The following is a 14,459-nucleotide window of genomic DNA, read 5'->3' as shown; positions in this document are numbered from 1 at the left end:
TACCCGCCAGTCCCATCAGCGCCGTCAGGGCAATTCTGGCGGCAACCACTCCTCGACTTCAATCAACACCAGCAGCGCGGCGTCGCCGCCATACTCTTTCGGCGCCTGATGAAAAGCCATGACGTGGGGATGCTGCGCCAGCCATAGCGGCGTCTGCTGTTTAAGAATATGTTTACCGTGACCGTGCATCACGCAGGCGCAAAAAACATGTTCGCGGCGGCAGGCGGCGATCAGCGCACCCAGCTCCTGCTTGGCCTGCATCTGCGTCAGGCCGTGCAGATCGAGAAACAGCTCCGGTGAATAGTCTCCCCGGCGCAGCTTCTTCAACTCAAAGTGGCTGACATCCTGGCGCACATACTTTACGGCCCCTTCGGTATTGAGCAGCGGCTGAAACTCATCAGAAAAGTAGTGGCTGTTATCCGCCTGCTCTGACAGCAGCCGTTTAACCGGCACCTCCGTCACTTTTTTACGCAGGGGACGGTGCACGATGGTGTCCTGCCTGATTTCACGCGTCCCGCTCATTAGCTGGCGAAACAGCGCCTGATCCTCCTCGCTAAGCGTTGTTTTCTTTTTCATTTCTCACTCTCATCTCTTATTTCCTCTAGTTTACCTGAGGCGGAGGCAAGCAAAACGCATTTTTTCACGCATCGCTGCGGGCGACATTGCTGATTTATCGCCGTCTTCATGGCAAACTAGCCGCCGAAAATTATGCGAGCATGCCCTGGAGGAAAGAGTGGATAAAATATTTGTCGATGAAGCAGTAAACGAGCTGCATACCATACAGGACATGTTGCGCTGGTCGGTTAGCCGCTTCAGCGCCGCCAATATCTGGTACGGACACGGTACCGATAACCCATGGGATGAGGCGGTACAGCTGGTGCTGCCGTCACTCTACCTGCCGCTGGATATTCCTGAAGATATGCGCACCGCGCGCCTTACCTCCAGCGAAAAACACCGCATTGTCGAGCGTGTGATCCGCCGCGTTAACGAACGTATTCCGGTGGCTTACCTCACCAATAAAGCCTGGTTCTGCGGCCACGAGTTTTACGTGGATGAACGCGTGCTGGTGCCGCGCTCCCCGATTGGCGAGTTGATCAACAACCGCTTTGCCGGGCTGATTAACCATCAGCCGCAGCACATTCTGGATATGTGCACCGGCAGCGGCTGCATTGCGATTGCCTGCGCCTACGCCTTCCCGGAAGCGGAAGTTGACGCGGTGGATATCTCTACCGACGCGCTGGCGGTAACTGAGCATAATATTGAAGAGCACGGTCTGATCCACCACGTGACGCCGATCCGCTCCGACCTGTTCCGCGAGCTGCCGCCGTTGCAGTACGATCTGATCGTGACCAACCCGCCTTACGTGGACGCGGAAGACATGTCCGATCTGCCAAATGAGTATCGCCACGAGCCGGAGCTGGGGCTGGCCTCCGGCAGCGACGGCCTGAAGCTGACGCGCCGTATTCTGGCCTGCGCCCCGGATTACCTGACCGATGACGGTATTCTGATTTGTGAAGTCGGTAACAGCATGGTACATCTGATAGAGCAATATCCCGACGTGCCGTTCACCTGGCTTGAGTTTGATAACGGCGGTGACGGCGTCTTTATGTTGACCAAAGCGCAGCTTGTCGCCGCCCGGGAATATTTCAGCATCTATAAAGATTAATCCAGCGGGCTACGGCCCGTTACACAACGCACAATCAGAAAAAACAACGGAACCGTGATGGCAGGAAACAGTATTGGACAATTATTCCGCGTGACCACCTTCGGAGAGTCGCACGGGCTGGCGCTGGGCTGTATCGTTGATGGTGTACCGCCCGGCATCGAACTGACCGAGGCTGACCTTCAGCACGATCTCGATCGCCGTCGCCCGGGGACTTCGCGCTATACCACCCAGCGCCGCGAGCCCGATGCGGTCAAAATTCTCTCCGGCGTCTTTGAAGGCCGTACCACCGGCACCAGCATCGGGCTGCTGATTGAAAATACCGATCAGCGCTCCCAGGACTATGGCGCCATTAAAGATCTGTTCCGTCCGGGCCACGCGGACTATACCTACGAGCAAAAGTATGGTTTTCGCGACTATCGCGGCGGCGGACGCTCCTCCGCGAGAGAAACCGCCATGCGCGTGGCGGCGGGCGCGATTGCGAAAAAATATCTGCAGCAGAAATTTGGCATCACCATTCGCGGCTGCCTGACCCAGATGGGCGATATTCCGCTGGCTATTAAAGCCTGGGACCAGGTTGAACAGAACCCCTTTTTCTGTGCCGACCCGGAGAAGATCGAGGCGCTGGACGAGCTGATGCGCAGCCTGAAGAAAGAGGGCGACTCCATCGGCGCGAAGGTGACGGTAGTGGCCGACGGCGTACCGCCCGGGCTTGGTGAGCCGGTATTTGACCGCCTTGACGCCGATATTGCCCATGCGCTGATGAGTATCAACGCGGTGAAGGGGGTGGAAATCGGCGACGGTTTTGACGTGGTTCAGCTTCGCGGCAGCCAGAACCGCGACGAAATCACTGCTCAGGGTTTCCAGAGCAACCACGCGGGCGGCATTCTCGGCGGTATCAGCAGCGGGCAGCAGATTATCGCTAACATCGCGCTGAAGCCCACCTCCAGTATTACCGTACCCGGACGTACCCTGAACCGTTCTGGTGAAGAAGTTGAGATGATCACCAAAGGGCGTCACGATCCTTGTGTTGGGATCCGCGCGGTGCCGATCGCGGAAGCGATGCTGGCGATCGTGCTGATGGATCACCTCCTGCGCCATCGCGCGCAGAACGCGGACGTAACGACTCCTCTTCCACGCTGGTAACCATGAAAAAAACCGCAATCGCTCTGCTGGCGCTGCTCGCCAGCGGGGCTTCGCTGGCGGCGACGCCGTGGCAAAAAATTACCCAGCCGGTGGCGGGCAGCCCGCAGTCGATCGGTGCCTTTTCCAACGGCTGTATCGTCGGCGCGCAGCCGCTGCCGCTCCAGTCTGACAGCTGGCAGGTGATGCGCACCGACCAGCGCCGCTACTTTGGCCATCCGGATCTGCTGCTGTTTATTCAGCGGCTGGGCAGCCAGGTCCATAGTCTGGGATTAGGCACTCTGCTGATTGGCGACATGGGAATGCCGGCGGGCGGGCGCTTTAACGGCGGCCACGCCAGCCACCAGACCGGCCTCGACGTCGATATCTTCCTGCAGCTGCCGAAGGCCCGCTGGAGCGCGGCCCAGCTGTTAAAACCGCAGGCACTGGACCTGGTCGCTGCCGACGGTAAAAACGTGGTGCCGTCGCTCTGGTCGAAGGATATCTTCAGCCTGATTAAGCTGGCGGCCAACGATAATGACGTCACGCGGATTTTCGTCAATCCGGCAATCAAAAAACAGCTCTGCCTGGATGCCGGCAGCGATCGCGACTGGCTGCGCAAGGTGCGCCCCTGGTTCCAGCATCGCGCCCATATGCATGTGCGCCTGCGCTGTCCGGCTGACAGCCTGGAGTGCATCGATCAGCCGCCGCCGCCGCCCGGCGATGGCTGCGGCTACGAACTGCAAAGCTGGTTCGAGCCCGCTTCGCCTGGAACAACCAAGCCTGAGAAGAAGAGACCGCCTGTGCTGCCGCCTTCCTGCCAGGCGCTACTGGATGAGCATCTGCTGTAATGGATAATTTTGTCGATCTGTTCATGGTCTCCCCGACCATGCTGGTGGCCCTCTTTTTTGTCGCCATGCTGGCGGGATTTATCGATTCGCTGGCGGGTGGGGGCGGGCTGCTCACGGTTCCGGCGCTGCTGGCGGCAGGCATGAATCCCGCCCAGGCGCTGGCAACTAATAAGCTACAGGCATGCGGCGGCTCGCTCTCCTCTTCGCTCTACTTCGTGCGCCGCAAGGTTGTCAACCTGGCCGATCAAAAGCTCAATATCGCGATGACCTTTATCGGCTCAACCGCCGGTGCGCTGCTGGTGCAGCATGTCCAGTCAGATATTCTGCGCCAGATCCTGCCGGTGCTGGTTATCTGTATCGGTCTCTATTTTTTGCTGATGCCTAAGCTTGGAGAAGAGGACCGACAGCGTCGTCTGCACGGGCTGCCGTTCGCCCTGATCGCGGGCGGCTGCGTTGGCTTCTACGACGGCTTCTTCGGCCCCGGCGCGGGATCGTTTTACGCGCTGGCCTTCGTTACCCTCGCCGGGTTTAACCTGGCGAAATCCACCGCCCATGCCAAAGTGCTTAACGCCACCTCCAACGTCGGCGGCCTGCTGCTCTTTATCATCGGCGGCAAGGTGGTGTGGGCCACCGGATTTGTGATGATGGCGGGGCAGTTTTTAGGCGCGCGCGTCGGCTCGCGCCTGGTATTAAGCAAAGGACAGACGCTTATCCGGCCGATGATTGTTATCGTCTCGGCGGTAATGAGCGCCAAACTTCTTTATGACAGCCATGGACAGGAGATCCTCCACTTTCTGGGGATGCACTAATGAAAACTACCCATCACTATGAACAGCTGATCGACATATTCGATCGCTGCTTTGCGGATGATTTTAATACCCGTCTGATTAAAGGCGACGACGAACCGATCTATCTTCCTGCTGATGCCGACGTGCCGTATAACCGTATCGTCTTCGCGCACGGCTACTATGCCAGCGCGCTGCATGAAATTTCGCACTGGTGCATTGCCGGTAAAACGCGCCGCGAGCAGGTGGACTTTGGCTACTGGTACTGCCCGGACGGGCGGGATGCCGCTACCCAGGGGCAGTTCGAAGATGTTGAGGTCAAGCCGCAGGCGTTTGACTGGCTCTTTTGCGTGGCGGCGGGCTACCCCTTTAACGTCAGCTGCGACAACCTTGAGGGCGACGTCGAGCCGGATCGCGTCAAGTTTCAGCGTCGCGTCCACGCGCAGGTGATGGAATACCTTGAGAAGGGGATCCCTGCCCGTCCGGCGCGTTTTATCAAAGCCTTACAGGATTACTACCACACGCCGGAGATCAAGGCGGAACACTTCCCCTGGCCGGAAGATATTAATTGAGGAAAGAAGATGATCGCAGAATTTGAATCACGCGTCCTGGCGTTAATTGATGACATGGTGGAACACGCCAGCGATGATGAGCTGTTTGCCAGCGGCTATCTGCGTGGTCATCTGACCCTGGCGATAGCGGAGCTGGAAGCGGGGGACGATCACTCCGCCGAAGCCGTCCACGCCGAGGTGAGCCGCAGCCTGGAGAAAGCTATTCAGGCGGGGGAACTCTCCCCGCGCGATCAGTCTCTGGTGCTGGGCATGTGGGATAATCTCTTCCAGCAGGCGACGCAGAAGTAATGCAGTCACCCTCTCCCTGGGGAGAGGGCGTTCTTTAGACTACCGCTTTCCCCTTCAGCAGCTTTCTCACCCACAGTCGGTTTGGATTCAGCCCCGCAAGCGTTGCGCCATCCAGCGGGACAGGCTCGTTGCTCATCTGCGCGGCCAGTACTTCCGCCAGCAGCGGCGCCGAACATAAGCCGCGTGAACCCAGCGCGCCAATCATAAAGAGATCGGGCCAGACCGGGGCGCTTTTCGCCTCAGCCTGCGTCTGCGCCAGTTGCTGATAGACCTCTAGCGTGGCCGCATAATCGGGCACATTGCCCACCATCGGCAGGTGATCGCGGGTCGCGCAGCGCACGGCGCAACGGGCATCGCCATCGCTGACGTCCACTTCTTTTGCCCATTCTGCCTGCGGGAAGCAATCCAGCAGACGCTGGCGATTTTGCTGCTGATCTTCCTCCCGGTAGTCGCACTCAGCCTGCCCGCGACGATAGCTGGCCCCGATGCAGTGGTGACCGTTCGTCGGATTTTGCGGCGTCAGATAACCGTCGTAGCAGAGCACCTGGCGCAGTTTGCCGAGTTCAGGCGTTGAGGGGATATGGCTGACCTGTCCGGCGACCGAGTAGACCGGCAGCATTGCCGTTTGCGAAAAGTCGTTGATACGGTGGCCGTTCGCCACAACCATGCAGGCATGCTCGGCGGTCTGGCCGTTCTCAAAGCGCACCTGCCAGCCCGCGTCGGTGCGGGTCAGCGACGCGGCTTCCTGGTTGTAGTGCACCTTCAGCCCGCGCGTCTGCGCAAGATCGAGAAGGGCGGCCACCAGCTCAGCCGGGCAGAGCCAGCCGCCCAGTGGATAATGAATACCGCCGCAGCCGGTCTCAAGTCCCGTATTTTCGGCAACCTGCGCAGCATCCACTTTTTCGGCGAGCGCTTCCGGCAGGCCCAGGGAGAGCATCTGTGCGATTTTTTGCTGGCTCTTCTCATCCCAGCCGAGCTGGGTGACGCCGCACCAGTCGTGGTCGAATGCGACAGGCAGCGCATCGTAGAGGCGCCGCGCGAAGGTAAACGCCGCCGGGAAAAAGCGGCTCAGGGCCGGATCGTGGGCGCTCAGCAGCGGATAGAGCGCCCCCTGACGGTTGCCGGAAGCGCCCTGGGCCGGTTCGCTATCCGCGCAATAGAGCGTCACCTGCCAGCCGCGCTGAATAAGCGCCAGCGCGAGCAGCGCGCTGGCAATCCCGCCGCCAATAATTGCCGTTTCGCGCGCGTTGCTGCCGCTGCGGGCAAACCACGGCGTGCGCGGCGCCGGGGATGCCGGCTGTTCCATCACGCCCACCAGCATTTCGCGCTTGCGGCCAAAGCCTTTCTGCTTGCGCATGGTGAAGCCCGCCTCCTGCAGTCCGCGGCGGACAAACCCGGCGGAGGTAAAGGTTGCCAGCGTGGCGCCTGGCCGCGCCAGCCGCGCCATCGCGGTAAAGAGATGCGTGCTCCACATATCCGGGTTCTTTGCCGGAGCAAAACCGTCCAGGAACCAGGCGTCAACCTGGCCGTCCAGGGAATCATCCAGCTGGTTGGTCAGCTCGTTAATATCGCCGAGCCATAAATCGAGCGTCACTCTCCCTTCATCAAGCAGCAAACGATGGCAGCCAGCAAGAGGCAAAGGCCACTGTGCCTGCAGCTGGCTGGCCCAGGGAGCCAGCTCCGGCCAGCGCTGATGGGCAAGCCGCAGGTCGTGCGCGGTAAGGGGGAATTTTTCAAAGCTGATGAAATGCAGCCTTTGCAGCGTCGCCTCAGGATGCGCCGCACGAAAGCGATCGAACGCCTGCCAGAGCGTCAGAAAGTTAAGCCCGGTTCCAAAACCGCTCTCCGCCACGACGAACAGGCTGCGTGAATGGGTGGGAAAACGGGCGCTGAGCTGATTTCCTTCGAGGAAAACATAACGTGTCTCTTCCAGTCCGTTATCATTAGAGAAGTAGACATCGTCAAAATCTCGGGAAACAGGTGTACCCTCAGCGTTAAATTCAAGGTTGGCGGGTTGTATAGCAGTTTGTTTCACGTAAGTTACTCGTCTGACAGGCGGTGGCACGATCTTAACGATGTGGAGCAATCGGCGCAAATTTCCGCAGAAATTGGCTGATCGGACTTGTTCGGCGTACAAGTGTACGCTATTGTGCGAATCGAAACTTAAAATAGTGCGACTTACAGACTTACAGAGGTATTGAATGAAACGTGCAGTGATTACTGGCCTGGGCATCGTTTCCAGCATCGGTAATAACCAGCAGGAAGTCCTGGCATCTCTGCGTGAAGGACGCTCCGGGATCACTTTCTCTGAAGAGTTTAAAAATTCAGGAATGCGCAGCCACGTATGGGGTAACGTCAAACTGGACACCACCGGTTTGATCGACCGTAAAGTGGTTCGTTTCATGAACGATGCCTCTATTTACGCCTTTCTTTCCATGCAGGAAGCGATTGCCGACGCTGGCCTGAGCGAAGAGGTTTACCAGAACAACCCGCGTGTGGGCCTGATTGCCGGCTCCGGCGGTTCGTCTAAAGCGCAGGTGTTCGGTGCAGACGCGATGCGTAGCCCGCGCGGCCTGAAAGCGGTGGGTCCTTACGTTGTGACCAAAGCTATGGGTTCAGCGGTTTCCGCCTGCCTCGCCACGCCGTTCAAAATCCACGGTGTGAACTACTCCATTAGCTCCGCGTGTGCGACATCCGCTCACTGTATTGGTAATGCGGTCGAGCAGATCCAGCTGGGCAAGCAGGACATCGTATTTGCCGGTGGCGGCGAAGAGCTGGGCTGGGAAATGGCCTGCGAGTTCGACGCTATGGGCGCACTTTCCACCAAATACAACGAGACGCCGGAAAAAGCTTCCCGTACCTATGATGCAAACCGCGATGGCTTTGTTATCGCAGGCGGTGGCGGTATGGTGGTCGTTGAAGAGCTGGAGCACGCTCTGGCGCGCGGCGCGCGCATCTATGCGGAAATCGTTGGCTATGGCGCCACCTCCGATGGCGCAGACATGGTTGCCCCATCCGGTGAAGGCGCGGTGCGCTGCATGAAGATGGCGATGCATGGCGTTGATACGCCGATAGACTATCTGAACTCCCACGGGACTTCTACTCCGGTAGGCGACGTGAAAGAGCTGGGTGCGATTCGTGAAGTGTTTGGCGACAACAGCCCGGCTATCTCTGCGACCAAAGCGATGACCGGCCACTCTCTGGGTGCCGCAGGCGTCCAGGAAGCGATCTACTCTCTGCTGATGCTGGAACATGGCTTTATCGCCCCGAGCATCAACATCGAAGAGATGGACGAGCAGGCTGCTGGTCTGAACATCGTGACCGAAACCACCGAGCGTGAACTGACTACCGTGATGTCCAACAGCTTCGGTTTTGGCGGCACCAACGCCACTCTGGTTATGCGCAAGCTGAAAGCGTAACCATTTGAATGTATAGTAGAAGGGAGCCTGATGGCTCCCTTTTTTATGCACGTATTTCGGAGTTAAGCATGACTGTCGTCAACTCTGCCAGCCACGCCTCTTCTGGCAATGGCCCGCTGTTTCGCATCGCTTTCGCAGTATTTCTTACCTACATGACCGTTGGCCTGCCGTTGCCGGTGATCCCGCTTTTTGTCCATCACGAGCTGGGCTATGGCAATACCCTGGTGGGCATCGCGGTGGGTATCCAGTTTTTAGCGACCGTCTTAACCCGCGGCTACGCCGGGCGGCTGGCGGATCAGCACGGCGCAAAACGCTCCGCGCTGCAGGGAATGTTTGCCTGCGCGGTGGCAGGCGGCGCGTGGCTGCTGGCGGCCCTGCTGCCGGTAGACGCCCCGGTGAAGTTTGCCCTGCTGATTGTAGGGCGTCTTATCCTTGGCTTTGGCGAGAGCCAGCTGCTAACCGGGACGCTTACCTGGGGAATGGGGCTGGTGGGGCCGGCCCGTTCCGGCAAGGTGATGTCCTGGAACGGCATGGCGATCTACGGCGCGCTGGCTGCTGGGGCGCCGCTGGGGCTGCTGATCCATAGCCACTTTGGTTTTGCCGCCCTGGCGGGGACGACGATGGTACTGCCGCTGCTGGCCTGGGCGTTTAACGGCACAGTGCGCAAGGTGCCAGCCCATAAGGGGGAGCGCCCCTCGCTCTGGAGCGTGCTGGGGCAAATCTGGCAGCCCGGCCTGGGGCTGGCGCTACAGGGCGTCGGCTTTGCGGTGATCGGTACCTTTGTGTCGCTTTACTTTATGAGCCGCGGCTGGGCGATGGCGGGCTTTACGCTGACCGCCTTTGGCGGCGCGTTTGTGCTGATGCGCATTCTGTTTGGCTGGATGCCGGATCGCTTTGGCGGTGTGAGAGTCGCGGTGGCGTCGCTGGTGATTGAGACAGCTGGCCTGCTGCTGCTGTGGCAGGCTCCGGTGGCGTGGGTGGCGCTGCTCGGCGCAGCGCTGACCGGCAGCGGCTGTTCATTAATCTTTCCCGCGCTCGGGGTGGAGGTGGTGAAACGGGTTGCTCCTCAGGTACGGGGCACCGCCCTTGGCGGCTATGCCGCGTTTCAGGATATCTCCTACGGAGTAACCGGGCCGCTGGCGGGCCTGCTTGCCACCTCGTTTGGCTATCCGTCGGTCTTTCTGGCTGGCGCGGTCACGGCGGTGGTGGGGATAGGGGTGACGCTGGTAGCGTTTCGTCGAACCTAGCCTTTTAGCCGGGTGGCGCTGCGCTTACCCGGCCTACAGTCCGCGATCTGGCAAACCCGGTAAGCGTAGGTCACAGCCAGCCAGACGTTTGCCAGCCCTTGTAGGCCCGGTAAGCGGAGCGCCACCGGGCAAAATCTCACACAACCAGCCAGAAGATCGCCAGCGCTTGTAGGCCCGGTAAGCGCAGCGCCACCGGGCAAAAACTCACGCAACCAGTAAGAAGATCGCCAGCCTTTGTAGGCCCGGTAAGCGTAGCGCCACCGGGCAAAATTTCACGCAACCAGTAAGAAGATCGCCAGCCCTTGTAGGCCCGGTAAGCGCAGCGCCACCGGGCAAAATCTCACACAACCAGCCAGAAGATCGCCAGCGCAATCAGCAGGGCAACCAGCATCACCCCCGGACGGGCGGAAAGGGTTCTGAAGGTCTCCACGATCGGCGCAAAAAACGGGCTGTAGATGGGCTGAATATGCTGTGCCTCGGGGATGCCCCCCTCTCGCTCAGAGCGGCGCACCACAATCTGGTTAAGGATATCCTGCACCTGAGCAACGGTTAACACCGTTTGCGGTGTGGCCTGCCAGTTCTGTTGGGCGTAGTCGCGTATCGCCTCAAATTCCTGCGGCTCCAGCGGCTGTTTCAGCGCTGCCTGCACGGTCTGAAGCGTTGGCGCGCTATGGGCGCTGAGCGTCTGTCGCGCCTGGAGCCAGGTCACCAGATGGGTAAACTGCTTCGCCGGGATCAGCTCGCCCGCTTTCACACCGGAAAGCTCCAGCATCGACTGCCAGATAAGCTTCGTGGGTTCGCCGGTGGCGGCGGCAAGGCGGGTCACCATCTGCTTGAGGGTATTATGCTCGGCGGGCTGGAGCGGCCGCTCGGTCGCCGGACGCTGCTGCGGCTGCGGAATGGAGAGCTGGTTATTCTGCAAAAGCGTCAGTACGGTTTTAAGCTGGGCGGGCGTCAGCTGGCTGAGCGCCGTCTGGCCATATTCCTGACGGACGAAATCGCTGACTGCCTGACGGTTATTGCCCAGGCCCAGCAGGTCTGTCAGCTGTGACATAACCTGACGGTTCGTATGATTTTGCTGCGCAGTGACGAGGCGCTGGTTCAGGTTCTGCTCAGCGGCGGGGAAGTGGCGCGACAGCAATGGCATATCGCCTTTCACTCCCAAATCGTGCTTTATACCCGCCCACACCTCCGCACTCTGTTGCGAGGTAAGCGCAACCAGACGCGTGATCAGGCGCTCCAGCACGGTGCGCTGCTGGGTAGAAAGAGGCTGTTCGCCCAAAGAGGCGGAAGGAGAGGGCCCCTCACCGGGAGGGCGCGGCGGCGTACCTGAAATAGGCTGCATCGTCAAAAATCCTTAAGCGTGTTACTCACCGTAAACCAGGTTTACGTGTATGCCTGGCCGCGAGATTATGGCACACTTGCGCGGATAACTTCCTCTCAAACAGGTACTCAGACGTGAAAATCCTCGTTGATGAAAATATGCCTTATGCCCGCGAGCTCTTTAGCCGCCTGGGCGACGTCAGGGCTGTTCCTGGCCGTCCCGTTCCCGTTGAGGCGCTGGATGACGCCGACGCGTTAATGGTGCGCTCCGTGACGAAGGTTAACGAGGCGCTGCTGGCCGGCAAGCGCGTGAAATTCGTTGGCACCGCCACCGCGGGAACCGATCATGTGGATGACGCCTGGCTTGCGCAGGCGGGTATTGGCTTTTCCGCCGCGCCGGGCTGTAACGCCATCGCCGTGGTGGAGTATGTCTTTTCCGCGCTGTTAATGCTTGGCGAGCGCGATGGCTTTGCGCTGACCGATCGCACCGTGGGCATTATTGGCGTAGGTAACGTCGGCGGGCGCCTGCAAAAACGCCTGGAGGCGCTGGGGATCCGCACGCTGCTGTGCGATCCGCCGCGCGCCGATCGTGGCGAGGCGGGGGATTTCCGTTCCCTTGATGAGCTGGTGGCCGAGTGCGACGTGCTTACCTTCCATACGCCGCTCTTTAAAGAGGGGCCGTATAAAAGCTTACATCTGGCGGATGAGTCGCTACTTCGTCGGCTGAAGCCGGGCGCTATCCTCATCAACGCCTGCCGCGGGCCGGTGGTGGATAACGCGGCGCTGAAGCGCACCCTGGAGGAGGGACAAGATCTGAGCGTGGTGCTGGACGTCTGGGAGCCGGAGCCGGATCTTGACGTGGAACTGCTCAAACTCGTTGATCTGGGCACAGCGCATATTGCGGGCTATACGTTGGAAGGCAAAGCGCGCGGCACCACCCAGGTGTTCGAAGCCTACAGCGCTTTTCTCGGCCAGCCGCAGCAGGTGGCGCTCGATACCCTGCTACCCGCGCCGGAATTTGGCCGTATCACGCTGCACGGCCCGCTCGACGAGTCTGCGCTGAAAAGGCTGGTGCATTTAGTGTATGATGTGCGCCGCGATGACGCCCTGCTGCGAAAAGTGGCGGGCACGCCGGGTGAGTTTGACAGGCTGCGTAAGCACTATCTTGAACGTCGCGAATGGTCATCCCTGTATGTGATTTGTGACGACGCCGATGCGGCGGCGCTGCTGAGCAAACTGGGGTTCAACGCCGTTCACCATCCGGCACGTTAATATCTTCTTAATGCTCCCTGTCGGGTAAGCCGGCAGGGACGCTTTTTTATTTCTGGAGTAAACCACCATGTCTGAAGGCTGGAATATTGCCGTACTGGGCGCCACCGGCGCCGTGGGTGAAGCCCTGCTCGAAACCCTTGCCGAGCGTCAGTTCCCGGTGGGTGAAATCTATGCGCTGGCCCGTAGCGAGAGCGCGGGCGAATCGCTGCGCTTTGGCGGTAAAACGGTCCTCGTGCAGAACAGTGCCGACTTTGACTGGACGCAGGCGCAGCTGGCCTTTTTCGCCGCAGGCGCGGAAGCTTCTGCTATGTATGTGGAAGAGGCGACCAACGCCGGCTGCCTGGTGATTGACCTCAGCGGCCTTTTTGCCCTGGAGCCTGATGTGCCGCTGGTGGTGCCGGAGGTTAACCCGTTCGTCCTGGCAGACTATCGCAACCGTAACCTGATCGCCGTGCCGGACAGCCTGACCAGCCAGCTGCTGGCGGCGCTGAAGCCGCTGATTGACGAAGGCGGCCTGTCGCGTATCGCCGTGACCAGCCTGCTTTCCGCCTCTGCTAACGGTAAAAAGGCTGTAGACGCCCTGGCGGGGCAGAGCGCGAAGCTGCTCAACGGCATCCCCATTGATGAAGATGATTTCTTTGGCCGCCAGCTGGCGTTCAATATGTTGCCGATCCTGCCGGATCGCGAAGGCAGCGTGCGCGAGGAGCGTCGTATCGTTGACGAAGCGCGCAAAATTCTGCAGGACGAGGGGCTGATGATCTCCGCCAGCTGCATCCAGTCGCCGGTCTTTTACGGTCATGCGCAGATGGTCAGCTTCGAAGCGATGCGTCCCCTGGCGGCGGAAGAGGCGCGCGACGCCTTTGCCCGCGGCGAAGATATCGTGCTGAGCGAAGAGAACGAATTTCCGACGCAGGTGGGGGATGCCACCGGCAACGCGCAGCTCTCCGTCGGCTGCGTGCGTAACGACTACGGTATGCCGGAGCAGGTGCAGTTCTGGTCAGTGGCCGACAACGTGCGCTTCGGCGGCGCGCTGATGGCGGTGAAAATCGCCGAGAAGCTGGTGCAGGAGTATTTGTACTGATGTCAGATGTGGAGCAGAAGCCGGTCCATAAGATCGCGCTCGGCATTGAGTACGACGGCAGCAAATATTATGGCTGGCAGCGCCAGAATGAGGTGCGTAGCGTCCAGGAAAAGCTGGAAAAGGCGCTCTCGCAGGTGGCGAATGAACCCATTAACGTCTTTTGCGCCGGTCGCACCGATGCGGGCGTACACGGCACCGGGCAGGTGGTCCATTTTGAAACCACCGCCGTGCGCAAGGATGCCGCCTGGACGCTGGGCGTAAATGCGAATTTACCTGGTGACATCGCGGTGCGTTGGGTGAAAGATGTCCCCGCTGATTTTCATGCGCGTTTCAGCGCCACCGCGCGCCGTTACCGCTACGTCATCTATAATCAGCGCCTGCGTCCCGGCGTGTTAAGCCAGGGGGTGACGCATTACTACGAGCCGCTCGATGCACAACGTATGCACCGGGCTGCGCAGTCGCTGCTGGGCGAAAACGACTTCACCTCGTTTCGCGCGGTTCAGTGTCAGTCGCGTACGCCGTGGCGCAACGTTATGCACATTAACGTTAACCGCTTTGGCGCTTATGTGGTGGTGGATATCAAAGCGAATGCCTTTGTACATCATATGGTCAGGAATATTGTCGGCAGCCTGATGGAAGTAGGCGCCGGACACCAGCCGGAGAGCTGGATTGCAGACCTGCTGGCGGCGAAGGACAGAACGCTGGCGGCAGCCACGGCGAAGGCGGAAGGGCTCTATCTCGTCTCAGTAGATTACCCGGAACGGTATGACCTTCCAAAACCGCCCATGGGCCCGCTCTTTTTAGCGGACTAACGCAGAGGCAATTAAGGCTAAGAC

At 59.8% G+C, this 14,459-nt stretch carries 14 protein-coding genes; 11 read left to right on the top strand and 3 right to left on the bottom strand.

Annotation, left to right across the window (positions count from 1 at the left end):
- Positions 1-24: 24 nt before the first annotated feature.
- Positions 25-576: an endonuclease SmrB gene (gene smrB / locus BN3796_RS18765; RefSeq protein ID WP_061709866.1), complete on the bottom strand. Its 552-nt coding sequence runs from the start codon at positions 574-576 to the stop codon at positions 25-27.
- Between the two features lie 157 nt (positions 577-733).
- On the opposite strand from smrB, the gene prmB reads away from it, so the two are divergent.
- From prmB to BN3796_RS18735, 6 genes are read left to right on the top strand one after another with little or no spacing between them, the layout of a single operon-like run.
- On the top strand, positions 734-1,666 hold the full coding sequence (gene prmB, locus BN3796_RS18760) for a 50S ribosomal protein L3 N(5)-glutamine methyltransferase (RefSeq protein WP_061709865.1): 933 nt from the start codon (positions 734-736) through the stop codon (positions 1,664-1,666).
- Between the two features lie 57 nt (positions 1,667-1,723).
- Positions 1,724-2,809, top strand: a complete 1,086-nt coding sequence (gene aroC, locus BN3796_RS18755; protein ID WP_061709864.1) for a chorismate synthase — start codon at positions 1,724-1,726, stop codon at positions 2,807-2,809.
- 2 nt (positions 2,810-2,811) lie between these two features.
- Entirely contained in the window at positions 2,812-3,636 is an 825-nt protein-coding gene (mepA, locus tag BN3796_RS18750) for a penicillin-insensitive murein endopeptidase (protein ID WP_061709863.1), read from the top strand.
- Positions 3,636-4,445, top strand: a complete 810-nt coding sequence (locus tag BN3796_RS18745; protein ID WP_061709862.1) for a sulfite exporter TauE/SafE family protein — start codon at positions 3,636-3,638, stop codon at positions 4,443-4,445. Before mepA ends, BN3796_RS18745 begins: the two co-directional genes overlap by 1 nt.
- Positions 4,445-4,993 (top strand): elongation factor P hydroxylase, encoded by a 549-nt coding sequence (locus tag BN3796_RS18740; RefSeq protein WP_061709861.1) that lies wholly within the window; start codon positions 4,445-4,447, stop codon positions 4,991-4,993. The genes BN3796_RS18745 and BN3796_RS18740 overlap by 1 nt, the downstream gene beginning before the upstream one ends.
- Before the next feature lie 9 nt (positions 4,994-5,002).
- The gene (locus BN3796_RS18735; protein ID WP_061709860.1) at positions 5,003-5,281 is read left to right on the top strand and encodes a YfcL family protein; all 279 of its coding nucleotides are present in this window, start codon (positions 5,003-5,005) and stop codon (positions 5,279-5,281) included.
- Positions 5,282-5,315: 34 nt separating this feature from the next.
- On the opposite strand, the gene mnmC is transcribed toward BN3796_RS18735, so the two are convergent.
- The gene (mnmC, locus tag BN3796_RS18730; protein WP_061709859.1) at positions 5,316-7,316 is read right to left on the bottom strand and encodes a bifunctional tRNA (5-methylaminomethyl-2-thiouridine)(34)-methyltransferase MnmD/FAD-dependent 5-carboxymethylaminomethyl-2-thiouridine(34) oxidoreductase MnmC; all 2,001 of its coding nucleotides are present in this window, start codon (positions 7,314-7,316) and stop codon (positions 5,316-5,318) included.
- A gap of 166 nt (positions 7,317-7,482) precedes the next feature.
- Between mnmC and fabB the strand changes: the two genes are divergently transcribed.
- The gene (gene fabB, locus BN3796_RS18725) at positions 7,483-8,700 is read left to right on the top strand and encodes a beta-ketoacyl-ACP synthase I (protein ID WP_061709858.1); all 1,218 of its coding nucleotides are present in this window, start codon (positions 7,483-7,485) and stop codon (positions 8,698-8,700) included.
- A 68-nt stretch (positions 8,701-8,768) separates the two neighbouring features.
- Positions 8,769-9,947 (top strand): MFS transporter, encoded by a 1,179-nt coding sequence (locus BN3796_RS18720; protein WP_061709857.1) that lies wholly within the window; start codon positions 8,769-8,771, stop codon positions 9,945-9,947.
- A 340-nt stretch (positions 9,948-10,287) separates the two neighbouring features.
- Here BN3796_RS18720 and flk read toward each other — a convergent pair whose 3' ends face one another.
- Complete coding sequence (gene flk, locus BN3796_RS18715; protein ID WP_061709856.1) at positions 10,288-11,292, bottom strand: flagella biosynthesis regulator Flk; 1,005 nt, start codon at positions 11,290-11,292, stop codon at positions 10,288-10,290.
- 113 nt (positions 11,293-11,405) lie between these two features.
- Between flk and pdxB the strand changes: the two genes are divergently transcribed.
- From pdxB to truA, 3 genes are all read left to right on the top strand, one after another.
- Positions 11,406-12,542 carry a 4-phosphoerythronate dehydrogenase PdxB gene (pdxB, locus tag BN3796_RS18710; RefSeq protein WP_061709855.1) on the top strand — a complete coding sequence of 379 codons (1,137 nt, stop codon included), beginning with the start codon at positions 11,406-11,408 and terminating at the stop codon, positions 12,540-12,542.
- A 67-nt stretch (positions 12,543-12,609) separates the two neighbouring features.
- Positions 12,610-13,623 (top strand): aspartate-semialdehyde dehydrogenase, encoded by a 1,014-nt coding sequence (locus BN3796_RS18705; RefSeq protein ID WP_061709854.1) that lies wholly within the window; start codon positions 12,610-12,612, stop codon positions 13,621-13,623.
- Entirely contained in the window at positions 13,623-14,435 is an 813-nt protein-coding gene (truA, locus tag BN3796_RS18700; protein WP_061709853.1) for a tRNA pseudouridine(38-40) synthase TruA, read from the top strand. The genes BN3796_RS18705 and truA overlap by 1 nt, the downstream gene beginning before the upstream one ends.
- The last annotated feature ends 24 nt before the right edge of the window (positions 14,436-14,459 follow it).

It is taken from the genome of Pseudenterobacter timonensis, assembly GCF_900021175.1.
Classification (GTDB): Bacteria; Pseudomonadota; Gammaproteobacteria; order Enterobacterales; family Enterobacteriaceae; genus Enterobacter; species Enterobacter timonensis.
The sequence above is the reverse complement of the archived record's forward strand: the minus strand, read 5'-3'. Positions and strand labels throughout refer to the sequence as shown.

Excerpts from the sequence above, each read along its gene's own strand:
- BN3796_RS18720 (WP_061709857.1), top strand. The coding sequence starts at position 8,769 with ATGACTGTCGTCAACTCTGCCAGCCACGCCTCTTCTGGCAATGGCCCG.
- fabB (WP_061709858.1), top strand. The coding sequence starts at position 7,483 with ATGAAACGTGCAGTGATTACTGGCCTGGGCATCGTTTCCAGCATCGGT.
- BN3796_RS18740 (WP_061709861.1), top strand. The coding sequence starts at position 4,445 with ATGAAAACTACCCATCACTATGAACAGCTGATCGACATATTCGATCGC.
- BN3796_RS18735 (WP_061709860.1), top strand. The coding sequence starts at position 5,003 with ATGATCGCAGAATTTGAATCACGCGTCCTGGCGTTAATTGATGACATG.
- BN3796_RS18705 (WP_061709854.1), top strand. The coding sequence starts at position 12,610 with ATGTCTGAAGGCTGGAATATTGCCGTACTGGGCGCCACCGGCGCCGTG.
- smrB (WP_061709866.1), bottom strand. The coding sequence starts at position 576 with ATGAAAAAGAAAACAACGCTTAGCGAGGAGGATCAGGCGCTGTTTCGC.
- flk (WP_061709856.1), bottom strand. The coding sequence starts at position 11,292 with ATGCAGCCTATTTCAGGTACGCCGCCGCGCCCTCCCGGTGAGGGGCCC.
- mepA (WP_061709863.1), top strand. The coding sequence starts at position 2,812 with ATGAAAAAAACCGCAATCGCTCTGCTGGCGCTGCTCGCCAGCGGGGCT.
- aroC (WP_061709864.1), top strand. The coding sequence starts at position 1,724 with ATGGCAGGAAACAGTATTGGACAATTATTCCGCGTGACCACCTTCGGA.
- truA (WP_061709853.1), top strand. The coding sequence starts at position 13,623 with ATGTCAGATGTGGAGCAGAAGCCGGTCCATAAGATCGCGCTCGGCATT.
- BN3796_RS18745 (WP_061709862.1), top strand. The coding sequence starts at position 3,636 with ATGGATAATTTTGTCGATCTGTTCATGGTCTCCCCGACCATGCTGGTG.